This window comes from Rhodococcus sp. NS-SX18 (assembly GCF_057367935.1).
This window is the reverse complement of the sequence record NZ_CM170633.1, coordinates 780,737-806,456: the sequence shown is the minus strand read 5'-3', so window position 1 is coordinate 806,456 and position 25,720 is coordinate 780,737. Positions and strand designations below refer to the sequence as shown.

General features: G+C 69.9%; 25 protein-coding genes. 15 read left to right on the top strand and 10 right to left on the bottom strand.

The genetic code is table 11. From position 1 onward, the window contains the following. Positions 1 to 23 precede the first annotated feature (23 nt). The 3 genes from AC2IPW_RS03740 to AC2IPW_RS03730 are packed head-to-tail and all read right to left on the bottom strand — an operon-like array spanning position 24 to position 4,031. Positions 24 to 1,241 (bottom strand): cytochrome P450, encoded by a 1,218-nt coding sequence (locus tag AC2IPW_RS03740; RefSeq protein WP_486376327.1) that lies wholly within the window; start codon positions 1,239 to 1,241, stop codon positions 24 to 26. Between the two features lie 10 nt (positions 1,242 to 1,251). Further along, complete coding sequence (locus AC2IPW_RS03735) at positions 1,252 to 2,364, bottom strand: NAD(P)H-dependent flavin oxidoreductase (protein WP_486376326.1); 1,113 nt, start codon at positions 2,362 to 2,364, stop codon at positions 1,252 to 1,254. Between the two features lie 11 nt (positions 2,365 to 2,375). After that, on the bottom strand, positions 2,376 to 4,031 hold the full coding sequence (locus tag AC2IPW_RS03730) for an acyl-CoA synthetase (protein WP_486376325.1): 1,656 nt from the start codon (positions 4,029 to 4,031) through the stop codon (positions 2,376 to 2,378). A gap of 77 nt (positions 4,032 to 4,108) precedes the next feature. Here AC2IPW_RS03730 and AC2IPW_RS03725 point away from each other — a divergent pair, with 77 nt between their 5' ends. Beyond that, positions 4,109 to 4,948, top strand: a complete 840-nt coding sequence (locus AC2IPW_RS03725; protein WP_486376324.1) for a crotonase/enoyl-CoA hydratase family protein — start codon at positions 4,109 to 4,111, stop codon at positions 4,946 to 4,948. 105 nt (positions 4,949 to 5,053) lie between these two features. On the opposite strand, the gene AC2IPW_RS03720 is transcribed toward AC2IPW_RS03725, so the two are convergent. Then, a complete protein-coding gene (locus AC2IPW_RS03720) occupies positions 5,054 to 6,091 on the bottom strand; it encodes an LLM class F420-dependent oxidoreductase (RefSeq protein WP_289377270.1) in 1,038 nt (345 codons plus the stop codon). A gap of 90 nt (positions 6,092 to 6,181) precedes the next feature. Between AC2IPW_RS03720 and AC2IPW_RS03715 the strand changes: the two genes are divergently transcribed. From AC2IPW_RS03715 to AC2IPW_RS03690, 6 genes are read left to right on the top strand one after another with little or no spacing between them, the layout of a single operon-like run. Continuing rightward, positions 6,182 to 7,159: a Zn-ribbon domain-containing OB-fold protein gene (locus tag AC2IPW_RS03715; RefSeq protein ID WP_486376323.1), complete on the top strand. Its 978-nt coding sequence runs from the start codon at positions 6,182 to 6,184 to the stop codon at positions 7,157 to 7,159. Positions 7,160 to 7,175: 16 nt separating this feature from the next. Next, the gene (locus tag AC2IPW_RS03710; RefSeq protein WP_416062660.1) at positions 7,176 to 8,237 is read left to right on the top strand and encodes a thiolase domain-containing protein; all 1,062 of its coding nucleotides are present in this window, start codon (positions 7,176 to 7,178) and stop codon (positions 8,235 to 8,237) included. Next, on the top strand, positions 8,237 to 9,412 hold the full coding sequence (locus tag AC2IPW_RS03705) for a thiolase domain-containing protein (RefSeq protein ID WP_054371618.1): 1,176 nt from the start codon (positions 8,237 to 8,239) through the stop codon (positions 9,410 to 9,412). Before AC2IPW_RS03710 ends, AC2IPW_RS03705 begins: the two co-directional genes overlap by 1 nt. A 12-nt stretch (positions 9,413 to 9,424) precedes the next feature. Continuing rightward, positions 9,425 to 10,303 (top strand): TIGR03619 family F420-dependent LLM class oxidoreductase, encoded by an 879-nt coding sequence (locus AC2IPW_RS03700; RefSeq protein ID WP_289377273.1) that lies wholly within the window; start codon positions 9,425 to 9,427, stop codon positions 10,301 to 10,303. Next, positions 10,300 to 10,728, top strand: a complete 429-nt coding sequence (locus AC2IPW_RS03695; protein ID WP_486376322.1) for a nuclear transport factor 2 family protein — start codon at positions 10,300 to 10,302, stop codon at positions 10,726 to 10,728. The genes AC2IPW_RS03700 and AC2IPW_RS03695 overlap by 4 nt, the downstream gene beginning before the upstream one ends. A 9-nt stretch (positions 10,729 to 10,737) precedes the next feature. Next, on the top strand, positions 10,738 to 11,337 hold the full coding sequence (locus AC2IPW_RS03690; protein WP_140188279.1) for a nucleotidyltransferase family protein: 600 nt from the start codon (positions 10,738 to 10,740) through the stop codon (positions 11,335 to 11,337). Here the strand turns inward: AC2IPW_RS03690 and AC2IPW_RS03685 are convergent. The 3 genes from AC2IPW_RS03685 to AC2IPW_RS03675 all read right to left on the bottom strand — a co-directional run bounded on the left by AC2IPW_RS03685 (position 11,318) and on the right by AC2IPW_RS03675 (position 16,029). Then, positions 11,318 to 12,754: an MFS transporter gene (locus AC2IPW_RS03685; protein ID WP_081005103.1), complete on the bottom strand. Its 1,437-nt coding sequence runs from the start codon at positions 12,752 to 12,754 to the stop codon at positions 11,318 to 11,320. The genes AC2IPW_RS03690 and AC2IPW_RS03685 overlap by 20 nt on opposite strands. A gap of 97 nt (positions 12,755 to 12,851) precedes the next feature. Beyond that, a complete protein-coding gene (locus AC2IPW_RS03680; protein WP_486376965.1) occupies positions 12,852 to 14,453 on the bottom strand; it encodes an FAD-binding protein in 1,602 nt (533 codons plus the stop codon). Between the two features lie 322 nt (positions 14,454 to 14,775). After that, on the bottom strand, positions 14,776 to 16,029 hold the full coding sequence (locus AC2IPW_RS03675) for a cytochrome P450 (RefSeq protein WP_054371623.1): 1,254 nt from the start codon (positions 16,027 to 16,029) through the stop codon (positions 14,776 to 14,778). A 182-nt stretch (positions 16,030 to 16,211) separates the two neighbouring features. On the opposite strand from AC2IPW_RS03675, the gene AC2IPW_RS03670 reads away from it, so the two are divergent. From AC2IPW_RS03670 to AC2IPW_RS03660, 3 genes are all read left to right on the top strand, one after another. Then, positions 16,212 to 17,375, top strand: coding sequence for a steroid 3-ketoacyl-CoA thiolase (locus AC2IPW_RS03670; protein ID WP_486376321.1), 1,164 nt, complete (start codon positions 16,212 to 16,214; stop codon positions 17,373 to 17,375). Between the two features lies 1 nt (position 17,376). After that, positions 17,377 to 17,850: a nitroreductase family deazaflavin-dependent oxidoreductase gene (locus tag AC2IPW_RS03665; protein WP_416062656.1), complete on the top strand. Its 474-nt coding sequence runs from the start codon at positions 17,377 to 17,379 to the stop codon at positions 17,848 to 17,850. A gap of 79 nt (positions 17,851 to 17,929) precedes the next feature. Further along, on the top strand, positions 17,930 to 18,589 hold the full coding sequence (locus tag AC2IPW_RS03660) for a GNAT family N-acetyltransferase (RefSeq protein ID WP_416062655.1): 660 nt from the start codon (positions 17,930 to 17,932) through the stop codon (positions 18,587 to 18,589). Between the two features lie 58 nt (positions 18,590 to 18,647). Here the strand turns inward: AC2IPW_RS03660 and AC2IPW_RS03655 are convergent, their stop codons facing one another. Then, complete coding sequence (locus AC2IPW_RS03655) at positions 18,648 to 19,562, bottom strand: SDR family oxidoreductase (protein ID WP_289377253.1); 915 nt, start codon at positions 19,560 to 19,562, stop codon at positions 18,648 to 18,650. Between the two features lie 150 nt (positions 19,563 to 19,712). On the opposite strand from AC2IPW_RS03655, the gene echA20 reads away from it, so the two are divergent. From echA20 to AC2IPW_RS03635, 4 genes are read left to right on the top strand one after another with little or no spacing between them, the layout of a single operon-like run. Then, entirely contained in the window at positions 19,713 to 20,474 is a 762-nt protein-coding gene (gene echA20 / locus AC2IPW_RS03650) for a (7aS)-7a-methyl-1,5-dioxo-2,3,5,6,7,7a-hexahydro-1H-indene-carboxyl-CoA hydrolase (RefSeq protein ID WP_054371628.1), read from the top strand. A 19-nt stretch (positions 20,475 to 20,493) separates the two neighbouring features. Beyond that, the gene (gene ipdA / locus AC2IPW_RS03645) at positions 20,494 to 21,375 is read left to right on the top strand and encodes a cholesterol ring-cleaving hydrolase subunit IpdA (RefSeq protein WP_486376320.1); all 882 of its coding nucleotides are present in this window, start codon (positions 20,494 to 20,496) and stop codon (positions 21,373 to 21,375) included. Beyond that, complete coding sequence (gene ipdB / locus AC2IPW_RS03640; RefSeq protein ID WP_486376319.1) at positions 21,372 to 22,148, top strand: cholesterol ring-cleaving hydrolase subunit IpdB; 777 nt, start codon at positions 21,372 to 21,374, stop codon at positions 22,146 to 22,148. The genes ipdA and ipdB overlap by 4 nt, the downstream gene beginning before the upstream one ends. After that, entirely contained in the window at positions 22,145 to 23,224 is a 1,080-nt protein-coding gene (locus AC2IPW_RS03635) for an NAD(P)H-dependent flavin oxidoreductase (RefSeq protein WP_371384546.1), read from the top strand. Before ipdB ends, AC2IPW_RS03635 begins: the two co-directional genes overlap by 4 nt. 91 nt (positions 23,225 to 23,315) lie before the next feature. On the opposite strand, the gene AC2IPW_RS03630 is transcribed toward AC2IPW_RS03635, so the two are convergent. After that, a complete protein-coding gene (locus tag AC2IPW_RS03630) occupies positions 23,316 to 23,585 on the bottom strand; it encodes a DUF2277 domain-containing protein (protein WP_003935852.1) in 270 nt (89 codons plus the stop codon). A 23-nt stretch (positions 23,586 to 23,608) separates the two neighbouring features. After that, positions 23,609 to 24,193: a TetR/AcrR family transcriptional regulator gene (locus AC2IPW_RS03625; RefSeq protein ID WP_003935853.1), complete on the bottom strand. Its 585-nt coding sequence runs from the start codon at positions 24,191 to 24,193 to the stop codon at positions 23,609 to 23,611. 88 nt (positions 24,194 to 24,281) lie between these two features. Between AC2IPW_RS03625 and AC2IPW_RS03620 the strand changes: the two genes are divergently transcribed. Further along, the gene (locus tag AC2IPW_RS03620) at positions 24,282 to 25,679 is read left to right on the top strand and encodes a cytochrome P450 (protein WP_486376318.1); all 1,398 of its coding nucleotides are present in this window, start codon (positions 24,282 to 24,284) and stop codon (positions 25,677 to 25,679) included. The last annotated feature ends 41 nt before the right edge of the window (positions 25,680 to 25,720 follow it).

Sequence of the window (25,720 nt, the reverse complement as noted above, 5' to 3'; positions counted from 1 at the left end):
CCAAAGGACACACCGGCCCGCGGTCAGGGCCGCGCCTTCCCCGTCGGCTGACGCAGGAGGGCGGGCAGGCTCACCCAGCCGCGGGTGAACGACGACTGCAGGCGCACCCCCGATGCCGGGTCGACCGACACGTGCGGATACCGGGCCAGCAACTCCTCGAGGGCGACCCGGGACTGCAACTTCGCCAGGTGTGAGCCGATGCAGAAGTGGGGGCCGCTGGAGAAACCGAGGTGCCGCGGAATCGAGCGGGTGATGTCGAACTGCTCCGCGGTGTCCCCGAATTCGCGTTCGTCCCGATTCGCTGCGCCGTAGAGCATCATCACCTTCTCCCCCGCTGGAATCGTGACGCCGTGCAGTTCGACGTCGCGCGTGGTGGTCCGCGCCAGTCCCTGCACCGATCCCTCGAGGCGAAGCGTCTCGACGATCGCCCCCGGGATCCGGGCGGGCTCGTCGACGACGAGGGCGCGCTGACGGTGGTCGGTGTCGAGCAGCGTCACCGCGTGCGAGATCAGATTGCCGGTGGTGTCGTTGCCGCCGGCGACCAGGACGAAGCAGAAGCCGAGGATCTCCCAGTCGGTGAGCAGTTCGCCGTCGGACTCGACTTCGGTCAACGCGCTGATCAGGTCGTCGCCGGGTGCGCGACGGCGCTCGGTGATCAACCCGGCGAAGTACTCGAACATCTCGGCGACGGCATCGGGGGCGCTCATGGCGTTCAGGTCGAACCCGGAGTCCTGCAGCGCCGTGAGGGCGGCTACCCACGGATCGAATCGCGTCCGGTCGGCTGCCGGCACCCCGAGCAACTCGGCCAGCACGAACGTCGGTACGGGCGAGGAGAACTCGCGATGCAGATCCACCTCGCGCCGGTCCGCGAACGAATCCAGCAGCGCCCGGACGAATCCGCGCACCGAGTCCTCGAGCGCCGCGACACGCCGGGGCGTGAAGCCCTTCGCGACGAGTCCACGCAGCTGTCCGTGCCGCGGCGGGTCGAGCATGACGATCGTCGGGGCGAGACCCATCTTCCCGATCTCGTCGGGCACGAAGGTCAATCCCTGCGCGGACGAGTAGGTGTCGGTGTCGCGCACCGCGTTCCAGACGTCCTCGAAACGGGACAGCGCCCAGAACGGCGGGACGCCGTTCCGGGCGCCGACGTGGTGGTGCACCGGATCCTCGTCCCGCAGCATCCGGTAGGCCGGGTAGGGGTCGGCCAGGAACTGCGGATCGAAGGGATCGTAGGCGGTCACCACCGGTCCGTCACCGGGCCGCGTTCAGCCGGTCGACGGCCTGCTCGTACCCCTCGACGAGCTCGGCCATGATCTCTGCCACCGGCCGGATCTCGTTCATCCGGCCGACGATCTGCCCCACGGGCATCGCGACGACCTCGGGGTCGTCCGCGGCAGCGATCCGCTGGTGGGCTTCGCTCACGAGCAGGTTCTGCAACGGCATCGGCAGTGGCGACGGCGCGTCGGGCTTCGACCACGCCTCGGTCCACTTGGTCTTGAGCAGGCGGGCGGGCTTGCCCGAGTAGATCCGCGAGCGCACCGTGTCGGACGACGACGCGCCGAGCAGCGCTCGCTGGACCGACGACGGACCGGCCGCGGCGGCGCCGAGCTTGTATTCGGAGGTGGTCAGCCAGTACGAGCCCATCCACACCCCGGATGCCCCGAGCGCGAGCGCGGCGGCGATCTGCCGGCCGGACCCGACTCCGCCGGCGGCAAGGACCGCCGCGGAATCACCTAGGGCGTCGACGATTTCGGGCCAAAGCACCATCGACGCCACCTCGCCGGTGTGACCGCCCGCCTCGTAGCCCTGGGCGATGACGATGTCCACGCCGTTCTCGACGTGCCGCCGGGCATGTTCGACCGCCCCGGCGAGCGCCGCGACGGGCACCCCCTTCTCGTGGGCGAGGTCGATCACGTCCTTCGGCGGGGAGCCGAGCGCGTTGGCGATGAGGGCCGGCCGGTGCCCGAGCGCGACGTCGACGTGCGAGCGGGCAACCGAATGCAGCCATCCGAGGACACCGGCTGCGTGTTCGGCGGACTCGTCGAGCGGCGGCACGCCGAGTTCGGCGAGGGTGCGCTCGACGAAGGCACGGTGCTCGGCGGGGATGAGCTTGTCGAGGTCGACGGCGGAACCCTCGGTGGGGACCTTCGCGGGCATCACGATGTCGACCCCGTAGGGCTTGCCGTCGGTGTTCTCGTCCATCCACGTGAGGACGTCCTCGAGTTCGGCCGGGTTGTTGAACCGGACGCAGCCGAGGACGCCGAGACCACCGGCCCGGCTGATGGCGGCGGCGACGTGCTCGGACGGGGTGAACCCGAAGATCGGGTACTGGATTCCGAATTTCCTGCTGAGATCGGTGTGCATCCCGGTCCCTTCTAGCTCGCCGCAGCGGAGCCGTTGGTGTAGTGGTCGTCCGCTGGGCGCTGCTCGGTCTGTTCCTTGGCCCACCGGTAGTCGGGCTTGCCGGCCGGGGAACGCTTGATGGCGTCGACGTACCAGACACTGCGCGGGATCTTGTAGCTGGCGATCTGGGTCCGGGCCACCTCGACGAGGTCGGCCAGCGCCGGCCGGGCGCCGGGCCGGGGAGCGATCACGGCGGACACGCGCTGCCCCCAGCGCTCGTCCGGCACGCCGACGACGAGGACGTCGAACACATCGGGGTGAGCCTTCAGAGCGCCCTCGACCTCTTCGGGGAACACCTTCTCGCCGCCGGTGTTGATGCAGACCGAGCCGCGGCCGAGCATGGTGACGGTGCCGTCGGCCTCGACCCGCGCGTGGTCGCCCGGGATGGAGTAGCGGATGCCGTGGTACTCGCGGAAGGTCGCCTTGGTCTTGACCTCGTCCTTGTAGTAGCCGATCGGGATGTGGCCCTTGCGGGCGAGCACACCCACCTGACCGGATCCCGGCTCGACCGGATTCCCGTCGTCGTCGATCACGGCCGTGGAGGCGTCGATCTTGACGGTGGGGCCGCCCGTGTGGGCCTGCCCCTTGGCGACGATGCCGAGACCGCCGAAGCCGGTCTCGGACGAACCGATCGAGTCGGTGACGACCGTGTTGGGCATCAGGTCCAGGAAGCGCTCCTTCAGCGCCGGGGAGAACAGTGCGGCACTGGATGCCATTGCGAAAAGCGACGAGAGGTCGTACTTCTCACCGGTTCCCGGACGGCCGCTCTCGAGCGCGTCGAGCATCGGGCGGCCCATCGCGTCACCGGTGATGAAGATGACGTTGACCTTGTGCTCCTCGATGACCCGCCACACCTCGTGGCCGTCGAATTCGGGATGCATGATCACCTTGCCGCCGCTGAACAGCGACTGCAGCACCGCCCACTGGGCACCGCCGTGGATGAGCGGGGGAATCGGGAAGCGGACCAGCGGCGCACCCGCGGCACCGGTCTTGGCGAGTTCCCATTCGTCGGCGACGTATTCGCCCGTCATGAAGTTGATTCCGCCGCCGAGTACGCGCCACACGTCCTCCTGGCGCCACATCACGCCCTTGGGGCTGCCGGTGGTGCCGCCGGTGTAGAGGATGTACAGGTCGTCGGCGCTGCGGTCGCCGAAGTCGCGCTCGGGTGAGCCCTGCGCCAGGGCGGACTCGTAGTCGACGCCACCGTAGCCCGCGTAGTCGAGATCGGTACCGTCGTCGACCACGACGACGGTACGGATCTGCGGGCAGTGCGGCAGGACGGCGGCAACCCTGTCCGAGTAGCGACGCTCGTGGACGAGCGCGACCATGTCCGAGTTGTCGAAGATGTACTGCAACTCGTTCTCGACGTACCGGTAGTTGACGTTCACCATCACGGCACGGATCTTGAACACCGCGACCATCGCCTCGATGGCTTCGATGGTGTTGCGGGAGTAGATACCCACCTTGTCACCGGGCTGCACGCCCTGTTCCTGCAGATAGTGGGCGAGCCGGTTGGCGCGCTCCTCCAGCTGCGCGTAGGTGACCTCACGTCCGTCCGACGCGAGCGCGACGCGGTCGGGAACGAGGTCGATTGCGTGCTCTACGAGGTCTGCGATGTTAAGGGCCACGACACAAAAGTAGAACGTGTTACCGTTTCTGACAAGACCCGAATGAGATCCAGTTCACAACCCCGCAGGAGTCCTCAGTGTCCACCACCGCATCGGAAGTTTCCGGCATTTCGGCAGACGCTCCGCACTGCCTCGTCGAACAGCGCGGACCGGTCCTGATCGTCACTATGAACCGCCCCGAAGCGCGCAACGCGCTCTCCGGCGAGATGATGGCCATCATGGCCGAGGCGTGGGACCGCGTCGACAACGATCCGGAGATCCGGGTGGCCGTCCTGACCGGCGCCGGCGGCGCGTTCTGCGCGGGCGCCGACCTCAAGGCGATGAACCGGTCCGCCCCGGGCGACAAGTTCGAGCAGGACGAGCGGGGCGGCGGAGGATGGGACCTGTCCAGGCTGCCCGCCCTGCTCAAGGGCCGCCGCCTCACCAAACCGCTGATCGCCGCGGTGGAGGGACCGGCCATCGCCGGCGGCACCGAGATCCTCCAGGGCACCGACATCAGGATCGCCGGAGAGAGCGCGAAATTCGGTGTCTCCGAAGCCAAATGGGGCTTGTTCCCGCTCGGAGGCTCGGCGGTGCGGCTCGTCCGTCAGATCCCCTACACGATCGCCGCCGACATCCTGCTCACCGGCCGGCACGTCACGGCCCCCGAGGCGAAGGAGATCGGCCTGATCGGCCACGTCGTCCCGGACGGTCGGGCACTCGACAAGGCCCTCGAGATCGCCGGCACCATCGCCGCCAACGGCCCCCTCGCCGTCCAAGCCATCCTGAAGACCATCCGCGACACCGAGGGCATGCACGAGGAAGAGGCGTTCAGGATCGACGCGAAACTCGGCGCCGAGGTCTTCAAGAGCGCCGACGCCAAGGAGGGCCCGCGCGCCTTCACCGAGAAGCGGGCCCCGAAGTTCACCGGCGCCTGACGCCCCCTCACCACGCACCCCGCCGACCGAATGTCACATCGGGTCGATCACATCGAACCGGTGTGACATTCGGTCACGCAGCAACAGCGGGAGGGGCGCCGGAGATCACCGCAGGACGACGTCGGCCAGGGAACGCACGTGCTCGGCATCGTGGCAGCTCACCAGCAGCATCGTCACGCCCGCGTCGGACCAGCGTTTCACCCCGGCGCGGACCTCGTCGCGGTCGCCGACGATCATCGTCTCGGTGACCATCTCGTCGGGGATCGCGGCGGCGGCCTCGTCCTTGCGGCCGGCGCGGAACAACCTGGTCACCTCGTCGACGACGTCGCCGTAGCCCATCCGCCGGTACACCTGGGCGTGAAAGTTCAGTTCGGGGGTGCCCATGCCTCCGACGTACAGGGCGGTGACGGGTTTGAGGCCCGCGACGGTCCCCGCCCGGTCGTCGGTGACGACGACCTGACAGGTCGCGGCGATCTCGAAGTCCGCGCGGGTGCGCCGGGCGCCCGGACGGGAGAAACCCTCGTCGAGCCACTCGTCGTACATCGGGGCCAGGCGCGGCGAGTAGTAGATGGCCAGCCATCCGTCGGCGATCTCGGCGCTCAGCGCGACGTTCTTCGGTCCCTCGGCGCCGATCCAGATGGGGATGTCGTCGCGCAGCGGGTGCGTGATCGGCTTGAGCGGCTTGCCGAGTCCGGTGGTACCGGGACCGTCGTACGGCAGCGGGTAGTGCGGGCCCGGGTTGGTCACCGGCTCGCGGCGGGCCAGCACCTTGCGCACCACCGAGACGTACTCGCGGGTGCGGGCCAGCGGCTTGGCGAACGGCTCGCCGTACCATCCCTCGACGACCTGCGGGCCCGACACGCCGAGGCCCAGGATGTGCCGGCCACCGCTGAGATGGTCGAGGGTGAGGGCGTGCATGGCGCAGCTGGTAGGGGTGCGGGCGGAGATCTGCACGACGGACGTGCCGAGCCGCACCCGCTGCGTGCCCGAGCCCCACCACGCGAGTGGGGTGAACGCGTCCGAGCCCCACGACTCGGCGGCGAAGACCGCATCGAAGCCCTCCGCCTCGGCGGCCGCGACGAGTTCTCCGGCGTTCGCGGGCGGCTGCGCCCCCCAGTAGCCGAGCTGCAGACCCAGTTTCATTGCACACCATTCCTTTCGGGGTGGACCGAAGGCACCGCTGCTCGGACAGTACCCTTGCCACCGTCTCTAGAACCTGTTCTACTCGAAGTTGTGAGCCTGGGAAAGAGCGTGACCGCGGAGAAACCGCTGAGCGCACCACTGAACCTGAAGTTCGACTACACCCGATCCACGGGTCCGACCGTCGGCGCGTTCGTCACCGGTCTGCGTGACGGACGAATCCTCGGCGCCCGCGGTTCGGACGGACGAGTCCTCGTGCCGCCCCCGGAGTTCGACGCGGTCACCCACGAACCGCTCACCGACTTCGTCGAGGTCGGGCAGAGCGGCACGGTACGCAGCTGGACCTGGAATCCGGAACCGTTGCCGGGCCAGCCGTTCGACCGTCCCTTCGCATGGGCGCTGATCCAGCTGGACGGGGCCGACACGACACTGCTGCACGCCGTCGACGTCCCCGACTCGGCCGACATGCACACGGGCATGCGAGTGCGGGTGCGCTGGGCCGACGACCGCGTCGGCCACATCCGCGACATCGCCGGATTCGAGCCCGGCGAGGCCGGTACCGTGACGGTGCGGACGGAGGACTCCGGTGAACCGGTGACGATGATGATCACCCCGCTGGACCTGCACTACACGCACAGCGCCTCGTCCGAGGAGTCCTACTACCTGCGAGGGCTGGCCGAGGGCAGACTGATCGGCGGGCGCACCGGCCCCGGCGGCAAGGTCTACATCCCGCCGCGCGGCGCGAACCCCACCGACGGCATCCCCACCCGTGAGCAGGTCGAGGTGTCCGACAAGGGCATCGTGACCACGTTCTGCATCGTCAACGTGCCGTTCCTCGGGCAGCAGATCGCGCCGCCCTACGTCGCGGCGTACGTGCTGCTCGACGGTGCCGACATCCCGTTCCTGCACCTGATCCTCGAGTGCGACGCATCCGAGGTGCGCATGGGGATGCGGGTGGAGGCGAAGTGGCGGCCGCGCGAGGAGTGGGGCTACACGCTGCGCAACATCGAGTACTTCCGGCCGACCGGCGAACCGGACGCCGCCTACGAGACCTTCGAACACCACCTGTAAGGGAGCCGCGCCCACCATGACAGACATCGCAGTCGTCGGCTTCGCGCAGGCACCTCACGTGCGCGAGACCACCGGCACCACCAACGGCGTCGAGATGCTCGTCCCGTGCTTCCGGGAGCTCTACGACAAGCTGGGGATCACCAAGTCCGACATCGGGTTCTGGTGCTCGGGGTCGTCGGACTACCTGGCCGGCCGGGCGTTCTCGTTCATCTCGGCCGTGGACGCGATCGGCGCGGTGCCGCCGATCAACGAATCCCACGTCGAGATGGACGCTGCCTGGGCCCTGTACGAGGCGTGGGTCAAGCTGATCACCGGGGAGGTCGACACCGCGCTCGTGTACGGCTTCGGCAAGTCCTCGGCGGGCACGCTGCGCCAGGTCCTCGGCGTGCAGCTCGACCCGTACCTCGTCGCACCGCTCGGCCTCGACTCCGTCTCGCTCGCCGGGCTGCAGGCCCGGTTCGGACTCGACGCCGGCAAGTGGACGGAAGAAGCCATGGCGGAGGTCGCCGTACGCGCACGGGCCGCCGCCAAGGACAATCCGAACGCCCAGATCAGCGGCGACGTCACGGTCGAGGACCTGCTCGGCCGGCCCTACGTCGCCGACCCGTTGCGGAGACACGACTGCGCCCCGGTCACCGACGGCGCCGCAGCCGTCGTGCTCGCCGCCGGCGACCGGGCCCGCGAGTTGTGCGAGAACCCGGCGTGGATCACCGGCATCGAGCACCGCATCGACACCCCGAACTTCGGCTCGCGGGACCTGACGCAGGCGCCGTCCGCCGCCGCGGCCGCCGCGGCGGTGACCGGCGGGGACACCGCCTTCGACGTCGCCGAGCTGCACGCCCCGTTCACGCATCAGGAGCTGATCCTGCGCGAGGCGTTCGGCCTCTCGGCCGCGACGGCGGTCAACCCGACCGGCGGTCCGCTCACCGGCAACCCCATGTTCTCCGGCGGACTCGAACGCATCGGCTGTGCCGCGCAGGCGATCATGGACGGCCGCGCCGGACGTGCGCTCGCACACGCGACGAGCGGGGCTGTGCTGCAACAGAATCTGGTAGCCGTTCTGGAGGGACGCAACTGATGGGTAAGCAACTCGCCGCTGTCCTCGGCACGGGACAGACCCACTACGTCGCCAAACGGCACGACGTGTCCATGTCCGGCCTCGTCCGCGAGGCGATCGACCGGGCGCTCGCGGACGCGGACGTGGGCTGGGACGACATCGACGCCGTCGTCATCGGCAAGGCCCCGGACCTGTTCGAGGGCGTGATGATGCCCGAGCTGGGCATGGTCGACGCGATCGGCGCCACCGGCAAGCCCATGCTCCGGGTCCACACCGCCGGGTCCGTCGGCGGGTCCACCGCCAACGTCGCCGCCAGCCTCGTCCAGGCCGGCGTGCACCGACGGGTGCTGGCCGTGGCGTGGGAGAAACAGTCCGAATCGAACGCCATGTGGGCGCTGTCCACCCCGGTGCCGTTCACCATGCCGGTCGGTGCGGGCGCCGGCGGCTACTTCGCCCCGCACGTGCGCTCCTACATCCGGCGCTCCGGCGCCCCCGAACACATCGGCGCGATGGTAGCCGTCAAGGACCGGCTGAACGGGGCGAAGAACCCCTACGCGCATCTCAAGCAGCCGGACATCACGCTCGAGTCGGTGCAGGCGTCACAGATGCTGTGGGATCCCATCCGCTACGACGAGACCTGCCCCTCGTCGGACGGTGCGTGCGCCGTGGTGATCGGCGACGAGGACTCGGCCGCGACGGTCGAGGCGCAGGGCCGGGGCGTCGCGTGGATCCACGCCACCGCGATGCGAACCGAGCCGACCACGTACGCCGGACGCGACCAGGTCAACCCCGAGGCGGGCCGGATGGCCGCGGCGGCGCTGTGGCGGGCCGCGGGCATCACCGATCCGCTCACCGAGATCGACTGCGCCGAGATCTACGTCCCCTTCTCGTGGTTCGAACCGATGTGGCTCGAGAACCTCGGCTTCGCCCCCGAACGTTCCGGCTGGAAGCTCACCGAGTCCGGGGAAACGGCCCTCGGGGGTCAGCTGCCGGTCAACATGTCCGGCGGTGTGCTGTCGTCCAACCCGATCGGGGCGTCCGGCATGATCCGGTTCGCCGAGGCGGCGATGCAGGTGATGCACCGTGCCGGCGAACATCAGGTCGACGGTGCGCGCAAGGCGCTCGGGCACGCGTACGGAGGCGGCTCGCAGTACTTCTCGATGTGGGTCGTCGGCTCGGACCGACCGGAACGATAGGCACGGACCGTGGTGGACTTCACCGTCGGCGTCGCGATGACGCCGCTCGACCAGCTCGCGGGCCTGGCCCGCACCGCCGAGGAGTGCGGGTTCGCCTCGATCGCGCTGCCCGACTCCCTGTTCTACATGGAGAAGCAGAGCGTCGACTACCCGTACACACCCGACGGGTCACGGATGTGGACCGAGGACACGCCGTGGGTGGATCCGTTGATCGCCGCGGCCGCGATGGGGGCGGTCACGTCGACCCTCCGGTTCTACACCCAGGTCCTCAAGCTCGGCTCCCGCAACCCGGTGCTGCTGGCCCGCCAGGTCGGCTCGGTGGCCAATCTGACCGGGAACCGCTTCGGCTTCGGCGTGGGAATCGGCTGGGCCCCGGAGGAATTCGAGTGGTGCGGCGTCCCGTACGCGCGGCGTGGCAAGCGGGTCGACGAGATGATCGAGGTCATCAGGCTCATCCTCGGCGGCGGCATGGTCGAACACCACGGCGAGTTCTTCGACTTCGACCGCCTGCAGATGAGCCCCGCCCCCAGCGCACCGGTGCCGTTCTACATCGGCGGCCACACCGACGTCGCGCTGCGCCGCGCGGCCCGGATCGGCGACGGCTGGACCTCGGCGATGATCCGCTTCGACGACCTCGTCGACGTGATCGCGCGCCTGCGCGAACTGCGCGCCGGCTACGGCCGCGCCGACGAGCCGTTCGAGATCCAGGCCGTGTGCGTCGACCGGTTCGGCGGCGCGGGGTACGCCGAACTGGAGGACGCCGGGGTCACCGACATCATCGTGGTGCCGTGGATCTTCGACGGGCACGGCTTCGACAGTCCCCTCGAGGCGAAGCAGGAGTCCCTGCGCAGCTTCGCCGACAAGTACATCCATCGAAGGGAGCAGGTATGAGCGACGAACACCCGGCGCGGGTGGCCGCGCGGGCGTCCCAGGCCGCGGCCGCCGGCAGGCGCAAGGACGAGTGGCTGGCACTGTTCGCCGAGGACGGGGTCGTCGAGGACCCGGTCGGTCCGTCCGGCTTCGACCCGGAGGGCAAGGGGCACCACGGCCGGGAGGCGATCTCGCGCTTCTACGACATGACCATCGCGAACACCGACCGGCTCGAGTTCCTCGTCGACGACGTGCTGGTGTGCGGCGACGAGTGCGTCAACATCGGCACCATCCGCACCACGCTCGGCGGCAACGTGATCGACGCCGAGGGCGTGTTCGTCTACCGCGTGGACGACGACGGCCGGATCGCGTCGCTGCGCGCCTTCTGGGAGGTCGAACGGGCCATGAAGACGGTTCGCCCCGCAGCCGAGGCGGCGCGCGGCTAGGGTCCGGCCATGACCGTCGCCGGGATCGTCCTCGCCGCGGGGGGCGGCACGCGACTGGGCGGACGCGCGAAAGCGCTGCTCCCCCACCGCGGCCGCCCCCTGCTGCACACCGTGGTGGCCGCGCTCACCGCCGGGGGCTGCGACGAGATCACGGTGGTCGCCGGCGCCTACGCCGACGACGTCGTCGCCGCGTGTCCGCCGGGCGTCCGCACCGTCGTCAATCCGCGCTGGGCCGAGGGGATGTCGACGTCGCTGCGGTGCGGCGTGGACGCCGCGACGGGCCACGACGTGATCGCCCTGACCGTCGTCGACTTTCCCGGCATCACCGCCGAACTCGTCCGGACCGTGCTGGCCGCGCACCGTCCCGGCACGATCACCCTGCCGACGTTCGGCGACCGCCCCGGCCATCCCGTGGTGTTCGACCGGCCTGATGCCGAGGTGGCGGCCCGGGAGGCCGTCGGCGACGAGGGCGCCCGGCGATTCCTCGCCGGCCACCGCGACCGGGTGCGCCGGCTCGACTGCACGGGCCTGGCGGATCCGGGAGACGTCGACGTGCCCGGCGATCTGGCGCTGCTGGAGGGGCGGGGCGTCACGCGCGGCGATACCTGATCGCCGCGCCCAGCACGATCGTCACGGCGCAGGACAGCACCAGCATCGTGCAGACGGCCCCGAGTGCGGCGACCGTCGGCGTGGCCGTCCCCGGCACCACCAGGGACGCGAGCAGGAGGGACGCCACCGAGGTGCCCACGGCCGACGCGGCGGTGCGCAGCACGGTCTGGCTGCCGGCCATCTCGCTCGTGTTGTGTTCCGGGACGGACTCGACGAGCAGATTCGGCAGCGCGGTGTACGCGAACGCCGTCGCCACCGAGACGGCCACGACCAGCAGCGTCATCCCGATCACCGAGGCCCGGAAGAAGAAGAATCCGGCGCACGCCACGAGGAAGACCGCGCTGCCGAGCAGCAGCGACGACCGTGCCCCCACCGCGGCGGCGATCCGGCCGGCGACGGGCGTGAACGCCATGCCGATCATCGCGCCGACGAACGACAGCGTTCCGGCGTAGGTGGGTGAGAGTCCCAGGCCGAACGGCGCGGAGGTGGGGCTCTGCATGATGATCGGGATGATCATCGTCCCGACCCCGATCGGCCCGACGCCGAGGGCCACCCCGGCGAGCATCGTCAGCGCGACGTTGCGTTCGGCGAGCAGGCGCAGGTTCACGATCGGGGACGGCCGGCCGAGCTCCCACCACACCCACCAGGCGAAGATCGCCGCACCGACGACGATCGGTGCGAGGACGCGGCCGTCGCTCCAGCCCCAGGCGCGGCTCTGGGTCAACCCGAACAGGACGGCGGCCACGGCCGTCGCCAGGCCGGTCGCGCCCACGACGTCGATCGGCTGCCGATGGTGGCTGCGACGCCGCCACGGCAGTACGGCCTCGACCAGGAACAGGCAGACGAGGGCGTAGGCCGCGGCGACGACGAAGATGTACCGCCAGTCGCCGAGGTCGATGAGAATGCCGGCGACGAGTAGCGAGGCGGCCCCGGCCGCGACGGCGGACCCGGAGATCAGTGCAACGGCCATCGGGACGCGTTCCGCAGGCAGATGCTCACGGGCGAGCCCGATGCACAGCGGCAGGATCGCGCCCGCCACCCCCTGGATCGCCCGGCCGGCGATGATGGCCTCGAGGGTCCCGAACGCCATGCTGACGACGGAGCCGGTGGCGGCGCAGGCCAGCACGAACATCAGCACCCGTTCGCGGCCGTACATGTCGCCGAGCCGGCCGCACACCGCCGCCGAGGCCGCCGCCACCAGCAGGAACGCCGTCACGGTCCATCCGACCGCGGAGGCGTCCGCCTCGAAGACCCGGGCGAACGTCGGCAGCGCCGCGTACATCATCGACGTCTCGAATGCGCTGATGACTTCGACGGCGATGAGAATGGCCACCACCGCCCACACGGGTCGGGTCCGCTCGTAGCGGCGTTCGGCACGGGTCGAGGGTGTCCGTTCGGGTGCGAACGATGTACTCATGAAAACTCCTACGGTTCGTCGATGTGAACCGTACGGACGGAGTGCTCCGAGTGTGACGCAGGACCCACTGAGCGGGACCGGACGAGTGGCGGCGTTCCTACGCTCCGGCCATGTGCCGGACCGCCAGGTGGGCGAACAGCGCGCTGGTGCCGATCGGGTTGCCGCCGCCGGGGTAGACGGTGCCGCTCGGGGCGGCCATCGTGTTGCCCGCCGCGTACAGCCCGGCGATGGGCGTCCCGGCGCCGTCGAGCACGCGGCCGACGGTGTCGGTGCGCAGGCCGCCCTTGGTGCCGAGGTCCGAGATGCCGAACTGCGCGGCGTGGAACGGGCCCTTCTCGATCGGGACCAGCGCCGAGCCGCCGCCGGTGAACGCCACGTCGTAGGGCTCGTCCCCGCGGCCGAAGTCCTCGTCGACGCCGGTGGCGGCGAGGCGGTTGAACCGCGCGACGGTCGCTTCGAGCGCCTCGGCCGGCACTCCGATCTGCCCGGCGAGTTCGGCGAGCGTGTCGGCGGTCTTCCACAGTCCCGCCGCCTCGTACTTCTCGGTCTCCACGAGCGGGACGTTCGTCGCCGCGATCGGCGGCACGACGCCGCCCCGGTCGTCGTAGATCATCCAGAACGGCAGCGTCATCTCGCCCTTGTCCATCCGGGCGATGATGTCGCGGCCGAGCCGGTCGTAGGGCGCGTACTCGTTGGTGAAGCGGTTGCCGTCCTGGTCGACGAAGATGCCGCCGGTGAAGCACAGCGCGAAGGCCGAGCGCCCGTCGGGGTGGGTCAACCCCGGCGACCACCACGCCTCGCTCATCAGGTCGACGTCGGCGCCGATCGCGATGGCCGCCTGGTGCGCCTTGCCGAGGTTGGACCACGGCCCCATCGAATCGCGGGCCGCGCCGGGGACGCCGTACTGCGCGCGCATCTCGTCGTTGTGGTCGAATCCGCCGGCGGCGAGCACGACGCCCTTGCGGGCCCGCACCGCCCGCCGCTGGTCGCCGTGGGAGACGATCGCGCCGACCACGGCGCCGTCCTCGACGAGGAGTTCCTCGAGCGCGGTGTTCCGGTGCAACTGCACGTTCGGGTACTTGCGCATGGCGAGCAGGAACCGGCCGATGAGGGCACGTCCGCCGATCAGCTTGTCCGGCAACGGATCCCCGTTGCGCTCGCGACCCAGCGGCCCGCGGACGGATTCGTTGAGTTCCGGGTCGTCGACGACGGACCGCGGGGTCGGTGCGATGTGGCGACCCTTCGCGCTGGCCTTGGGAGCCTTGCCGAAGTAGTCCGGCCACGGGTAGGCGGTGAACTCGATGTCCTCGTCGGCCTCGAGGTAGTCGATCAGGGGTGCGCCGCCGCGGACGTAGGCGTCCTGCAGGTCGCGGGGGGTGCGGTCGCCGACGACCGCGTGGTAGTAGGTCAGGGCGTCGTCGATGGTGTCGTCGTCGCCGGCCCGGCGCAGCACGGCGTTGGTGGGGAACCAGACCCCACCGCCGCCGGAGTAGGCGGTCGTGCCGCCGAAGTACTCGGAGGCCTCGACCAGGACGACCGACAGTCCCTCACGGGCGGCGGTGTAGGCGCCGCAGCAGCCTCCCGCCCCGGATCCCACGACGAGGACGTCGCATTCCTCTGCCCAATCCACCATGCTCGAAGCCTTTCGCCGATTCCGTTCCGGGGAGCACGTGACACTATTTCCGCAACCGCGGCGCACGGGAGAAGGCGTCTCACTGGGTGGAACACCAGACACGGGCCCTGCTGCACGCGAGATCTCCGCGGTTCGGCCCGCCCGGTCCCGGTCAGCAGGACCGGAAGCTACCGGGCCCCGGCGGGCCGAATACTGTGGCCGGGCACCCCGCCCTCACCCCCAATTTCGGCGGGGTGCACCCATGTCGTCGGTTTCTGCGGTACTCCCCTTCCGTCCGCCGTCCCTCCGCGCGCCGATCCGGGAACCGCCGGGATCCGAAGGACGACCGGAGCCTGCGGAAGGCACGGCGACGCGGAAGGATTCCGATCTCCCGCGCCGTCGCATCCGGTCAGTGCTCGACGGGGCAGCCGCCCTCCGTCCTGTAGTCCACCCGGAACTCCTTGAGTCCGTTGAGCCAGCCGGACCGCAACCGGCGCGGGTCGGCGACCTTGGTGATGTCGGGCATGTAGTCGGCGATCGCGTTGAAGACGAGGTCGATCTCCATCCGCGCCAGGTTGGCGCCGAGGCAGTAGTGCGCACCGGTTCCGCCGAAGGCGAGGTGCGGGTTGGGATCTCGCAGGATGTCGAACGTCCGGGGGTTGTCGAACACCTCCTCGTCGTTGTTCGCCGACGCGTACAGCATCACGACGCGGTCACCCTTGTGGATCGTCTGCCCGCCGAGTTCGGTGTCCTCGAGGGCGGTGCGCTGGAACGAGATGACCGGCGTGGCCCAGCGGATGATCTCGTCGGCCGCGGTCTTCGGCCGGTCCCGCTTGAAGATCTCCCACTGCTCGGGATTGTCGAGGAATGCCGCCATGCCGTGCGTGATCGCGTTGCGGGTGGTCTCGTTGCCGGCGACGGCGAGCACGATGAAGAAGAATCCGAACTCCTCGGGTGAGAGCTCGTCCCCGTCGATGTCCGCCTCGATCAGCGTGGTGACGATGTCGTCGGCCGGACACTCCTTGCGCGCGGCAGCCATCTGGTACGCGTAGCCGAGGACCTCCATCGACGCGGCCGCGGGGTCGGCGGTGTTGTCCGGGTCGTCGTAGCCGGTCATCTGATTCGACCACTCGAAGATCTTGTCCCGGTCCTCCTGCGGGACGCCGATCAGTTCGGCGATGGCCTGCAGGGGCAGTTCCGCGGCGACCTGGGTGACGAAGTCGCCCCGGCCGGCCTGGCACGCGTCCTCGACGATCTTCTTCGCGCGGGCGTTCAGCTCGGCCCGGAGGCCGTTGATGGCGCGGGGGGTGAAGCCGCGGGCGACGAGTTTGCGCAGCTTGGTGTGCTCGGGGGCGTCCTTGTTGAGCAGGACGTGCCGCTGCAGTTCGATGGCCTCGCGCGGGATGTCGTCGTTGAATCGCGGGATCGCGGTGTTCTCCCAGTTGGAGAACACGTCGCTGCGGCGGGAGACCTCACGGACCTCCTCGTGCCGGGACACGACCCAGAATCCCTCGTCGTGGAACCCGCCGACGTCCGGGGATTTCTTGTTCCACCAGACGGGGGCGGTCCTACGCAGCTCGGCGAACTCCTCGAACGGCATCCGCTCGGCGTAGAGATCCGGATCGGTGAAGTCGATGTCTTCGGGGATGTTGGGCTGCGCCACTGAATTCTCTCCTACCCTGACGAGTGCACCGGGTCGTGATGTGGAACACGTTCTAAAAGCATTCAAGCACAGGGCGGCCCGGAGGCCAAGGAATCGCCAAGTCCCGATCATTCGGACCACGTCTTGTCCGCCACGAAAACCTGTTCTACTTTGCGAGGACAAGGATCAGAAAGGAGCCCACCGTGGGCACACCAGTCATCGTCGAGGCGGCACGCACCCCGATCGGCAAGCGCGGCGGCTGGCTCGCCGGCCTGCATGCCGCCGAGATCCTCGGGGCCGCCCAGAGCGGGCTGCTCGAGCGCGCGGGCCTCGATCCCGCCCTTGTCGAGCAAGTGATCGGCGGGTGCGTCACGCAGGCCGGCGCGCAGTCCAACAACATCACCCGCACCGCGTGGCTGCACGCCGGACTGCCGTGGCAGGTCGGCGCGACCACGGTCGACTGCCAGTGCGGGTCGGCTCAGCAGGCCAACCATCTGATCGCGGGGCTCATCGCCACCGGCGCCATCGACGTCGGCATCGCCTGCGGTATCGAAGCCATGTCCCAGGTGCCGCTCGGCGCGAACGTCGGCGAACTCGCCGGCCCGCGCCGTCCCGAGTCGTGGAACATCGACATGCCCAACCAGTTCGAGGCGGCCGAGCGCATCGCCCGCCGGCGCGGCATCACCCGCGAGGACGTCGACGCTCTCGGTGTCCGGTCGCAGGCGCTGGCCAAGCAGGCCTGGGACGAGGGCCGCTTCGACCGCGAGGTCCTGCCCGTCGTCGCGCCCGTCGTCGACAAGGCGGGCGCCCTCACCGGTGAGAAGCAGACCGTCGCCCGCGACCAGGGTCTGCGCGAGACGACCGCGGAGTCGCTCGCGAAGCTGAAGCCGGTCCTCGACAGCGGCGTCCACACCGCCGGTACCTCGTCGCAGATCTCCGACGGCGCAGCCGCGGTGCTGCTCATGGATTCCGACCGCGCCGCCGCGCTGGGCCTGAAGCCGCGGGCCCGGATCGTCTCGCAGGCCCTCGTCGGCGCCGAACCCGAATTCCATCTCGACGGTCCGGTGCAGGCGACGAGCCGCGTCCTCGACAAGTCCGGGATGACGATCGGCGACCTGGACCTGTTCGAGGTCAACGAGGCGTTCGCGTCGGTGCTGCTGTCGTGGGCCCGGGTGCACGAGCCCGACATGGACAAGGTCAACGTGAACGGTGGCGCGATCGCGCTGGGTCACCCCGTCGGCTCCACCGGCTCGCGGTTGATCACCACCGCCCTGCACGAGCTCGAGCGCCGCGACGGGTCGACCGCGCTGATCACCATGTGCGCCGGCGGCGCGCTGGCGACCGGCACGATCATCGAGCGGATCTGACATGAGCCCAGCCGCCGCGCCGAAGGGCCTCGATTCGAAGTGGACCGTGCCGATCATCAAGTGGATGTCGCGCGCCAACGTGGCGGCCTACCAGGCCACCGGAGGCCGGATCGGTGGAAAGTGGCGGGTGGGCAGCGCCTTCCCGTGGGGCATCCCCGTCTGCCTGCTCACGACGACGGGCCGGAAGACGGGGCAGCCACGGACCGTTCCCCTGCTGTTCCTCGAGGACGGTGAGCGGGTGGTGCTCGTCGCCTCCCAGGGCGGCCTGCCCCAGCACCCGCTGTGGTTCCGCAACATCCGCGCCGATCCGCGGGTGACCGTGCAGGTGCGCTCGCGGGTGCGGCAGATGACGGCGCGGGTGGCGACGCCCGAGGAACGGTCGCACTACTGGCCGCGGCTGGTGGCGATGTACGCGGATTTCGACAATTATCAGTCCTGGACGGATCGGGTCATCCCGGTGGTGGTGTGCGAGTGATCTTCGCGGGAGCCGGCACGGCCGGGCACGAACCAGCGGGGTGCCCGGTCGAGCTGCTCTCGAGAAGGGATGTCACCCGATGACAACCGCCGACCACGACCGGGTACTCGACAAGCGGGAGATCGCCGCGGCACTGCTGCGCGCGCTCGAACGCCGGCACGAGGTCCTCGATGCCATCGTCGAGAGCAACGACCGAGCCGAGGCCGTCACGACCGTCGCGCGGCTGCTCGACACGAACGAGTCCTGCGCCGAGGCGGTGCTCAACCTTCCGTTCCGGCGGCTGACCAAGGCGGAGCGGAAGAAGATCCGGGAGGAGCTCGACGACCTCGACGCGGTGCTGAAGTGGACGCCCGCCGAGCGTCCGTACGCCACCGGTGCCCACTTCCGGCTGCGTCAGTTCAGCAACAGCGATCGAGACCGCGAGCTGTTCCGCGCGCGGTGCGAAGAGCAGCTCGGCGACGCCGGCGAGGACCGGGTCGAGCAGGAACGCGCCGCCGGCCTGTCGCGCATCGACGACGAGTCCGCGGTGTGGCTGGTCGCCGAGGACCTGTCCGGCACCGAACCCAAGCCGGTCGGTTTCGCGTTCGGTGAGCTCCAGGGCCATGAGGTCGACGTCGCGATCTGGGTCCACCCGGAGCTGCGCAAGCAGGGCTACGGCACCGCGACCCTCAAGCACGCCCGCACCGAGCTGGCCGCGTACTTCCCCGGCACCACCATCATCGTCCGTTCGCCCGCATAGTCGCCCCCACCCGTGCGTGCTTTCGGTAGCGGACGCTACCGAAAGCGCGCACGACTGATCAGGCCCCGTAGACCGGGGTCGGGGGCTCGCTGCGCGCGATCAGCTTCTCCACGACCGGACCGAGTTCCTTCGGATCCCAGCGCTCGCCCTTGTCGATCGCCTCGCCGTGCCGCCAGCCGTCGGCGACGGAGACCTTGCCGCCCTCTACCTCGAACACCCGGCCGGTGACCTCCTTCGACTCGGCGCTGCCGAGCCACACCACCAGCGGTGAGACGTTCTCCGGGGCCATCGCGTCGAAGCCCTCCTCGGGGGCGGCCATCGACTCGGCCATCGCGCCGCCCGCGCCCACGGTCATGCGGGTCCGCGCGGCCGGCGCGATCGCGTTGACGGTGACGCCGTAGCGCGCGAACTCCGCGGCGGCCTGGATCGTGAGAGCGGCGATCCCGGCCTTGGCGGCGGCGTAGTTGCCCTGGCCGATGCTGCCCATCAGGCCGGCGCCCGAGCTGGTGTTGACGATGCGGGCGTCGACCGGGTTGCCGGCCTTCGCCTCCCCGCGCCAGTACGCCATCGCGTGCCGCATCGGGGCGAAGTGGCCCTTGAGGTGCACCCGGATCACCGCATCCCACTCCTCCTCGCTCATGTTGGCGAGCATGCGATCCCGCAGGAATCCGGCGTTGTTGACCAGGACGTCGAGCCGCCCGAAGGCGTCCAGGGCCGTCTGCACCAGGTTCTGCGCGCCGGCCCAGTCGGCGACGTCGTCACCGTTGACGACGGCCTCGCCGCCGGCCGCGCGGATTTCCGCGACGACCTGCTCCGCGGGGCTCTCCCCCGTCGCGGAACCGTCCGCGCCGGCCCCGATGTCGTTGACCACGACCTTCGCGCCTTCGGCCGCGAAGGCCAGCGCGTGGGCCCGCCCGATGCCGCGCCCCGCGCCGGTGACGATCACGACGCGCCCGTTGACCAGTCCGCTCACTATCTCTTCTCCTCGAATAGATGTCGTTGCCGGGGAATCCGGGCGACACGCTCGCCCCGCCTCCACGATTCCGCTCCCTGGGGTCTTCGCCCCGCATGTGCTAACTTACCAAGCAATCGCTTGGTTCGGTACAGACGTTAGGAACCTGCCATGGGCATCACCTCGACCACCGACGGCGCGGGCATCACCACGGTCACCGTCGACTACCCGCCTGTGAACGCCATCCCCTCCCAGGGGTGGTTCGAACTGGCCGACGCGGTCCTGGCCGCAGGCAAGGATCCGGCCACGCACGTGGTGATCCTGCGTGCGGAGGGCCGCGGCTTCAACGCCGGCGTCGACATCAAGGAGATGCAGGCCACCGACGGGCACGACGCCCTCATCGGCGCCAACCGCGGCTGCGCCGCCGCCTTCGCCGCCGTCTACGACTGCGCCGTGCCCGTCGTAGTCGCCGTGAACGGGTTCTGCGTCGGCGGCGGCGTCGGCCTCGTCGGCAACGCCGACGTCATCGTCGCCTCCGACGACGCCGTCTTCGGCCTGCCCGAGGTGGACCGCGGCGCGCTCGGCGCCGCCACCCACCTCGCCCGGCTCGTGCCGCAGCACATGATGCGCACCCTCTACTACACGGCGCAGAACGTCACCGCCCAGCAGCTCGAGCACTTCGGTTCCGTCTACAAGGTGGTCCCGCGCGCCGACCTCGACGCCACCGCCCGCGAGATCGCCGAGAAGATCGCGGCGAAGGACACCCGCGTCATCAGGTGCGCCAAGGAAGCCATCAACGGCATCGATCCGGTGGACGTGAAGGAAAGCTACCGATTCGAGCAGGGTTTCACCTTCGAACTCAACCTCGCCGGCATCGCGGACGAGCACCGGGACGAGTTCGTCGCCACCGGCAAGCCGCGCGCCAACCACTGATCAGGAGACATGAAACACCATGCGTGACAAGAGGATGTCGCTCGACGACGTGGTCGGCGAGCTGCGCAGCGGCATGACGATCGGCATCGGCGGCTGGGGGTCGCGGCGCAAGCCGATGGCGCTCGTCCGCGCGATCCTGCGCTCGGATGTGAAGAACCTGACGGTCGTGACCTACGGCGGCCCGGACCTGGGACTGCTGTGCTCGGCCGGAAAGGTGAAGAAGGCGTACTACGGGTTCGTCTCCCTCGACTCGGCTCCGTTCTACGACCCTTGGTTCGCCAAGGCCCGCACGAACGGCGAGATCGTCGCGCGGGAGATGGACGAGGGCATGGTCAAGTGCGGCCTCGAGGCGGCCGCCGCCCGGCTGCCGTTCCTGCCGATCCGCGCCGGCCTGGGCTCGGCCGTCGTCGACTTCTGGGAGGGCGAGCTGCAGACCGTCACCTCGCCGTACCCCCACGAGTCGGGCGAGGCCGAGACGCTGATCGCGATGCCGGCGCTGAATCTCGATGCGTCCCTGGTGCATCTGAACCTCGGCGATGCGCACGGCAACGCCGCCTACACCGGCGTCGACCCCTACTTCGACGACCTGTACTGCCTGGCTGCCGAGAAGCGGTACGTCTCGGTCGAACGCATCGTCGAGACCGAGGAACTCGTCAAGTCCGTCCCCCTGCAGTCCCTCGTCCTCAACCGCATGATGGTCGACGGGGTCGTCGAGGCACCGAACGGCGCCCACTTCACCCTTGCCGGCGACAGCTACGGTCGCGACGAGAAGTTCCAGCGCCACTACGCCGAATCGGCGAAGGACCCGCAGGCGTGGCAGGCATTCGTCGACCGCTTCCTCTCGGGCAGCGAAGAGGACTACCAGGCCGCAGTGCAGGCCTTCAGCGAGGAGCAGGCATGACCGAGACGACCACCCCGCAGACCTCCGGCACGGTGACCCGCGCCGAGTACTGCGCCATCGCATGCGCCGAGATCTTCGCCGGCGCCGGCGAGATCATGGCCAGCCCGATGGCGACACTGCCGCTCATCGGCGCGCGCCTCGCCCGGCTGACCACCGAACCGGACCTGCTCATCACCGACGGCGAGGCCCTGATCCTGGCCGACACCCCCGCCGTCGGTGCGAAGGGCCCGATCGAGGGCTGGATGCCGTTCCGCAAGGTGTTCGACGTCGTCGCCTCCGGCCGCCGCCACGTCGTCATGGGCGCCAACCAGATCGACCGGCACGGCAACCAGAACCTGTCGGCGTTCGGGCCGCTGCAGCGCCCGACCCGGCAGATGTTCGGTGTGCGCGGCGCCCCCGGCAACACGATCAACCACGCGACGAGCTACTGGGTCGGCAAGCACAATCCGCGGGTGTTCTGCGACCGGGTCGACATCGTCTCCGGTGTCGGCTACGACCAGGTCGATCCGGCCAACCCGGCGTTCCGGTTCCTGCACCTGCACCGGGTCGTCACCAATCTCGGCTCGTTCGACTTCGGCGGTCCCGGCCACACGTTCCGGGCGCTGACCCTGCACCCGGGTGTCACCGCCGAGCAGGTCGCCGAGAACACCTCCTTCGAGGTGGCCGGCCTCGACGAGGCCACAGTCACCCGGGAGCCCACCGCCGAGGAACTGCGCCTGATCCGCGAGGTCCTCGATCCGCGTGGGCTGCGAGACCGGGAGGTGGCGGTATGAGTCCACGCCTGACGACGGCACTGACCGACCTCGTCGGCATCGAGCATCCGATCGTCCAGACCGGCATGGGCTGGGTGTCCGGCCCCCGGCTGACCGCCGCCACCTCCAATGCGGGCGGCCTCGGCATCCTGGCCTCGGCGACGATGACGTACGAGGAACTCGAGGTCGCCGTCGCGAAGACCAAGGCGGCGACGGACAAGCCCTTCGGCGTGAACATCCGCGCCGACGCGTCCGACGCCGCCCAGCGCATCGACCTGCTCATCCGCGAGAACGTCCGGGTCGCCTCCTTCGCGCTCGCGCCCAGGAAGGAACTGATCGCCAAGCTCAAGGACCACGGCGTCGTGGTCATCCCGTCCATCGGCGCCGCGAAGCACGCGGTGAAGGTGGCCTCCTGGGGAGCCGACGCGGTGATCGTGCAGGGCGGCGAGGGCGGCGGGCACACCGGACCGGTGGCCACCACGCTGCTGCTGCCGAGCGTGCTCGACGCCGTCGACATCCCGGTCGTCGCGGCCGGCGGGTTCTTCGACGGCCGAGGCCTGGCAGCGGCGCTCGCCTACGGGGCGGCCGGCGTCGCCATGGGCACCCGGTTCCTGCTCACCAGCGACAGCGCCGTGCCCGATTCGGTGAAGCAGGAGTATCTGAGCCGGGGTCTGCAGGACACGACGGTCTCGGTCAAGGTCGACGGCATGCCGCACCGGGTGCTCAACACCGAACTCGTGGACAGCCTCGAACGTGGCAGCTACGCGAAAGGTCTCGTCGCCGCCGCCAGGAACGCGGCCAAGTTCAAGGCCATGACCGGGATGAAGTGGTCGACGCTCGTGAAGGACGGCATCGCGATGAAGCGGGCGAGCGACCGCACGTGGCAGCAGATCATCATGGCGGCCAACACCCCCATGCTGCTCAAGGCCGGGCTCGTCGAGGGCAACACCGAGGCCGGTGTGCTCGCCTCCGGGCAGGTCGTCGGCATGCTCGACGACCTGCCGAGCTGCCAGGAACTGATCGACCGCATCGTCGCCGAGGCCGTCGAGCGGATCGACGCGATGGCCGCGCTGCGCGGTCAGGAGTCGCGCGCATAGACGTACGGAAATCTGCTTGCGCCTTCGGGATTCGCCCCCTCCGCGGACGGCGCGAATTCCCGAAGCGCGAGCAGATCCATCCGCGACCCGGTCAGCCGCGAGCTGCGATCCGCGCCTGCACCTCCGGCCGGCGCAGCGGGGGCACCGTCGGCGGTGGCTGCCGGCGCGGCGGGAGCCGGTCGAGCAGCCGCATAGTGACGGCCGTGACCTCGGCCACGGCCTCCTCGAACGGTTCGCGGGTGGCGTCGGAGAGCTTGTGGACGCCACTGACCTTGCGCACGTACTGCCGGGCGGCGGCCTCGATCTCCTCGTCGGTCGCTGCCGGCTCGAGCCCGCGCAGCTCCGTGATGTTCCGGCACATGAACCGAGGGTAACGCCGGAACATCAGCCGAGGCGACCGCCGAGCATCCCGCGCAGAGCGTTCAGGCACAGCTCCCGCAGCTGCGCCTCGGTGACGGTGGGGTGATCGTGCCAGTCGACGCACACGCTGCGCACGAGCGCGATCCAGCCCTGCACGGCGACCGCGACGAGTTCGCGTTCGTCGTCGGGCGGGGCGAGGGCGTCGAGGATGCGTTCCTGCTGCACTCCGAGTTCGGTATCGACGATCGCGCGGATACCCGCATCGGCGGAGTCCGCGGCCCGGTTGACCGCCGCGACGCCCTGCCGGTGCGAGGCGACGTAGTCGAGATAGGCGTCGAGGCCCGCGGTGATCCGCTCGGCGACGGTGAGCCGCGGATCGGGTTCGGTGACGGCGAGCAGCCGGTCCGATTCGCGTTGGACGACCGCCGCCATGAAGTCCCGCTTGGTCGGAAAGTAGTGGTACATCAGGCCGCGTGAGACCCCCGCGAGTTCGGCGACCTCCTCGATCCACACGTCCTCGTAGGCTCGCTCGGCGAACAGGCGCGCGCCGATGTCGAGCAGTTGCGCGCGGCGCTGCTCGGGGTCGAGACGTCGGCGGGGTTGGGCCACGGATCCAATCTAGTTCTTGACAGGTATCCGTCCCGGCGTAGCGTGACTACTGTACGCGGGTTCAATAACTGGGGGTCGGAGCATGGTCATGGCCACGTCGCGAGTGTTCGACACGGAGATTCCACGCCCGCCGAAACGCCTGCCCCTCGCCGGCGACGTCCTGGGCATGTCGCTGAAGACCCCGGTGCAGAACTCGATGGCCACCCACAAAGCCCTCGGCCCGGTGTTCGAACGCACCGCATTCGGCCGCCGCTTCGTGTTCGTCTGCTCCGGCGAACTCACGGCCGAGCTGTCCGACGAGAAGCGCTTCGCCAAGCACCTCGCGCCGGGCGTGGAGGCCCTGCGGGCGATCGGTGGCGACGGGCTGTTCACCGCCTACAACGAGGAACCGAACTGGCGTCGCGCCCACGAGTTGCTGATGCCGGCGTTCACGCAGCAGGCGATGCGCCGGTACCACGCGACGATGCTCGACGTCACTGCCCAGCTCGTCGCGCACTGGGACCGCCGGGCACGCAGCGGCGGCGACGTCGCCGTCGCCGCGGACATGACGAAACTGACGCTGGAAACCATCGGCCGCACCGGGTTCAGCTACTCGTTCGAGCCGTTCGAACGCGAAGAGCGGCATCCGTTCGTCGAGGCGATGGTCGGCGGACTGTCGTTCTCGCAGCGCAGTATGCTGCGCACCGTTCCCGTCGTCGGGCGCTTCCTCTTCCCCGCCGCCAAGCGACAGTACGACCTCGACCGGGCGCACATGCACGACGTCGTCGACGCGGTGATCCGTAGCAGGAGCGATGCGCCCGGCCCCGCCCCCGACGACCTGCTCGAGCTGATGCTGCGGGCGTCCCGGGAGGACGATCCGAACAAGCTCGACGCCGTCAACATCCGCAACCAGGTGCTCACCTTCCTCGTCGCCGGACACGAAACCACCTCGGGCGCATTGTCGTTCGCCCTGTACTACCTGATGCGCGACCCGGAGGCCTACACGCGGGCGCGGGCGGAGGTCGAGGAGGTCTGGGGCGACGGCGAGCCCGCCTTCGAACAGATCGCCAAGCTGCGGTACGTCCGTCGGGTGCTCGACGAGGCGCTGCGGCTGTGGCCGACGGCGCCCGCGTACGCACGGGAGGCGAAGGTGGACACCACTCTGGGCGGCCGGTACCGGATGCGCGCCGGCGACTGGGTGCTCGTGCTGCTGCCCGCGGTGCACCGGGACCGCGCAGTGTGGGGCGACGACGCCGACGAGTTCGACCCCGACCGTTTCCTGCCCGAACGGGTCCGGGCCCGGCCCGCGCACGTGTACAAGCCGTTCGGCACCGGAGAACGCGCGTGCATCGGACGGCAGTTCGCGCTGCACGAGGCAACCCTCGTGCTGGGAACCCTGTTGCGCCGCTACGACCTGGCGATGGATCCCGGCTACCGGCTGAAGGTCGCCGAGCGACTCACCCTCATGCCGGACGGCATGCACGCCCGGGTGTCCTTCCGGGCCTGAGCCGCCGCCCACCCGTACGCTGTGCCCGACGGGTGGGAGAG

What these genes read in the sequence shown, in the direction of transcription:
- AC2IPW_RS03735 (WP_486376326.1), bottom strand. Translation starts at nt 2,364, where the DNA reads ATGCACACCGATCTCAGCAGGAAATTCGGAATCCAGTACCCGATCTTC.
- AC2IPW_RS03720 (WP_289377270.1), bottom strand. Translation starts at nt 6,091, where the DNA reads ATGAAACTGGGTCTGCAGCTCGGCTACTGGGGGGCGCAGCCGCCCGCG.
- AC2IPW_RS03710 (WP_416062660.1), top strand. Translation starts at nt 7,176, where the DNA reads ATGACAGACATCGCAGTCGTCGGCTTCGCGCAGGCACCTCACGTGCGC.
- AC2IPW_RS03705 (WP_054371618.1), top strand. Translation starts at nt 8,237, where the DNA reads ATGGGTAAGCAACTCGCCGCTGTCCTCGGCACGGGACAGACCCACTAC.
- AC2IPW_RS03695 (WP_486376322.1), top strand. Translation starts at nt 10,300, where the DNA reads ATGAGCGACGAACACCCGGCGCGGGTGGCCGCGCGGGCGTCCCAGGCC.
- AC2IPW_RS03690 (WP_140188279.1), top strand. Translation starts at nt 10,738, where the DNA reads ATGACCGTCGCCGGGATCGTCCTCGCCGCGGGGGGCGGCACGCGACTG.
- AC2IPW_RS03685 (WP_081005103.1), bottom strand. Translation starts at nt 12,754, where the DNA reads ATGAGTACATCGTTCGCACCCGAACGGACACCCTCGACCCGTGCCGAA.
- AC2IPW_RS03665 (WP_416062656.1), top strand. Translation starts at nt 17,377, where the DNA reads ATGAGCCCAGCCGCCGCGCCGAAGGGCCTCGATTCGAAGTGGACCGTG.
- AC2IPW_RS03660 (WP_416062655.1), top strand. Translation starts at nt 17,930, where the DNA reads ATGACAACCGCCGACCACGACCGGGTACTCGACAAGCGGGAGATCGCC.
- echA20 (WP_054371628.1), top strand. Translation starts at nt 19,713, where the DNA reads ATGGGCATCACCTCGACCACCGACGGCGCGGGCATCACCACGGTCACC.
- ipdA (WP_486376320.1), top strand. Translation starts at nt 20,494, where the DNA reads ATGCGTGACAAGAGGATGTCGCTCGACGACGTGGTCGGCGAGCTGCGC.
- ipdB (WP_486376319.1), top strand. Translation starts at nt 21,372, where the DNA reads ATGACCGAGACGACCACCCCGCAGACCTCCGGCACGGTGACCCGCGCC.
- AC2IPW_RS03635 (WP_371384546.1), top strand. Translation starts at nt 22,145, where the DNA reads ATGAGTCCACGCCTGACGACGGCACTGACCGACCTCGTCGGCATCGAG.
- AC2IPW_RS03630 (WP_003935852.1), bottom strand. Translation starts at nt 23,585, where the DNA reads ATGTGCCGGAACATCACGGAGCTGCGCGGGCTCGAGCCGGCAGCGACC.
- AC2IPW_RS03620 (WP_486376318.1), top strand. Translation starts at nt 24,282, where the DNA reads ATGGCCACGTCGCGAGTGTTCGACACGGAGATTCCACGCCCGCCGAAA.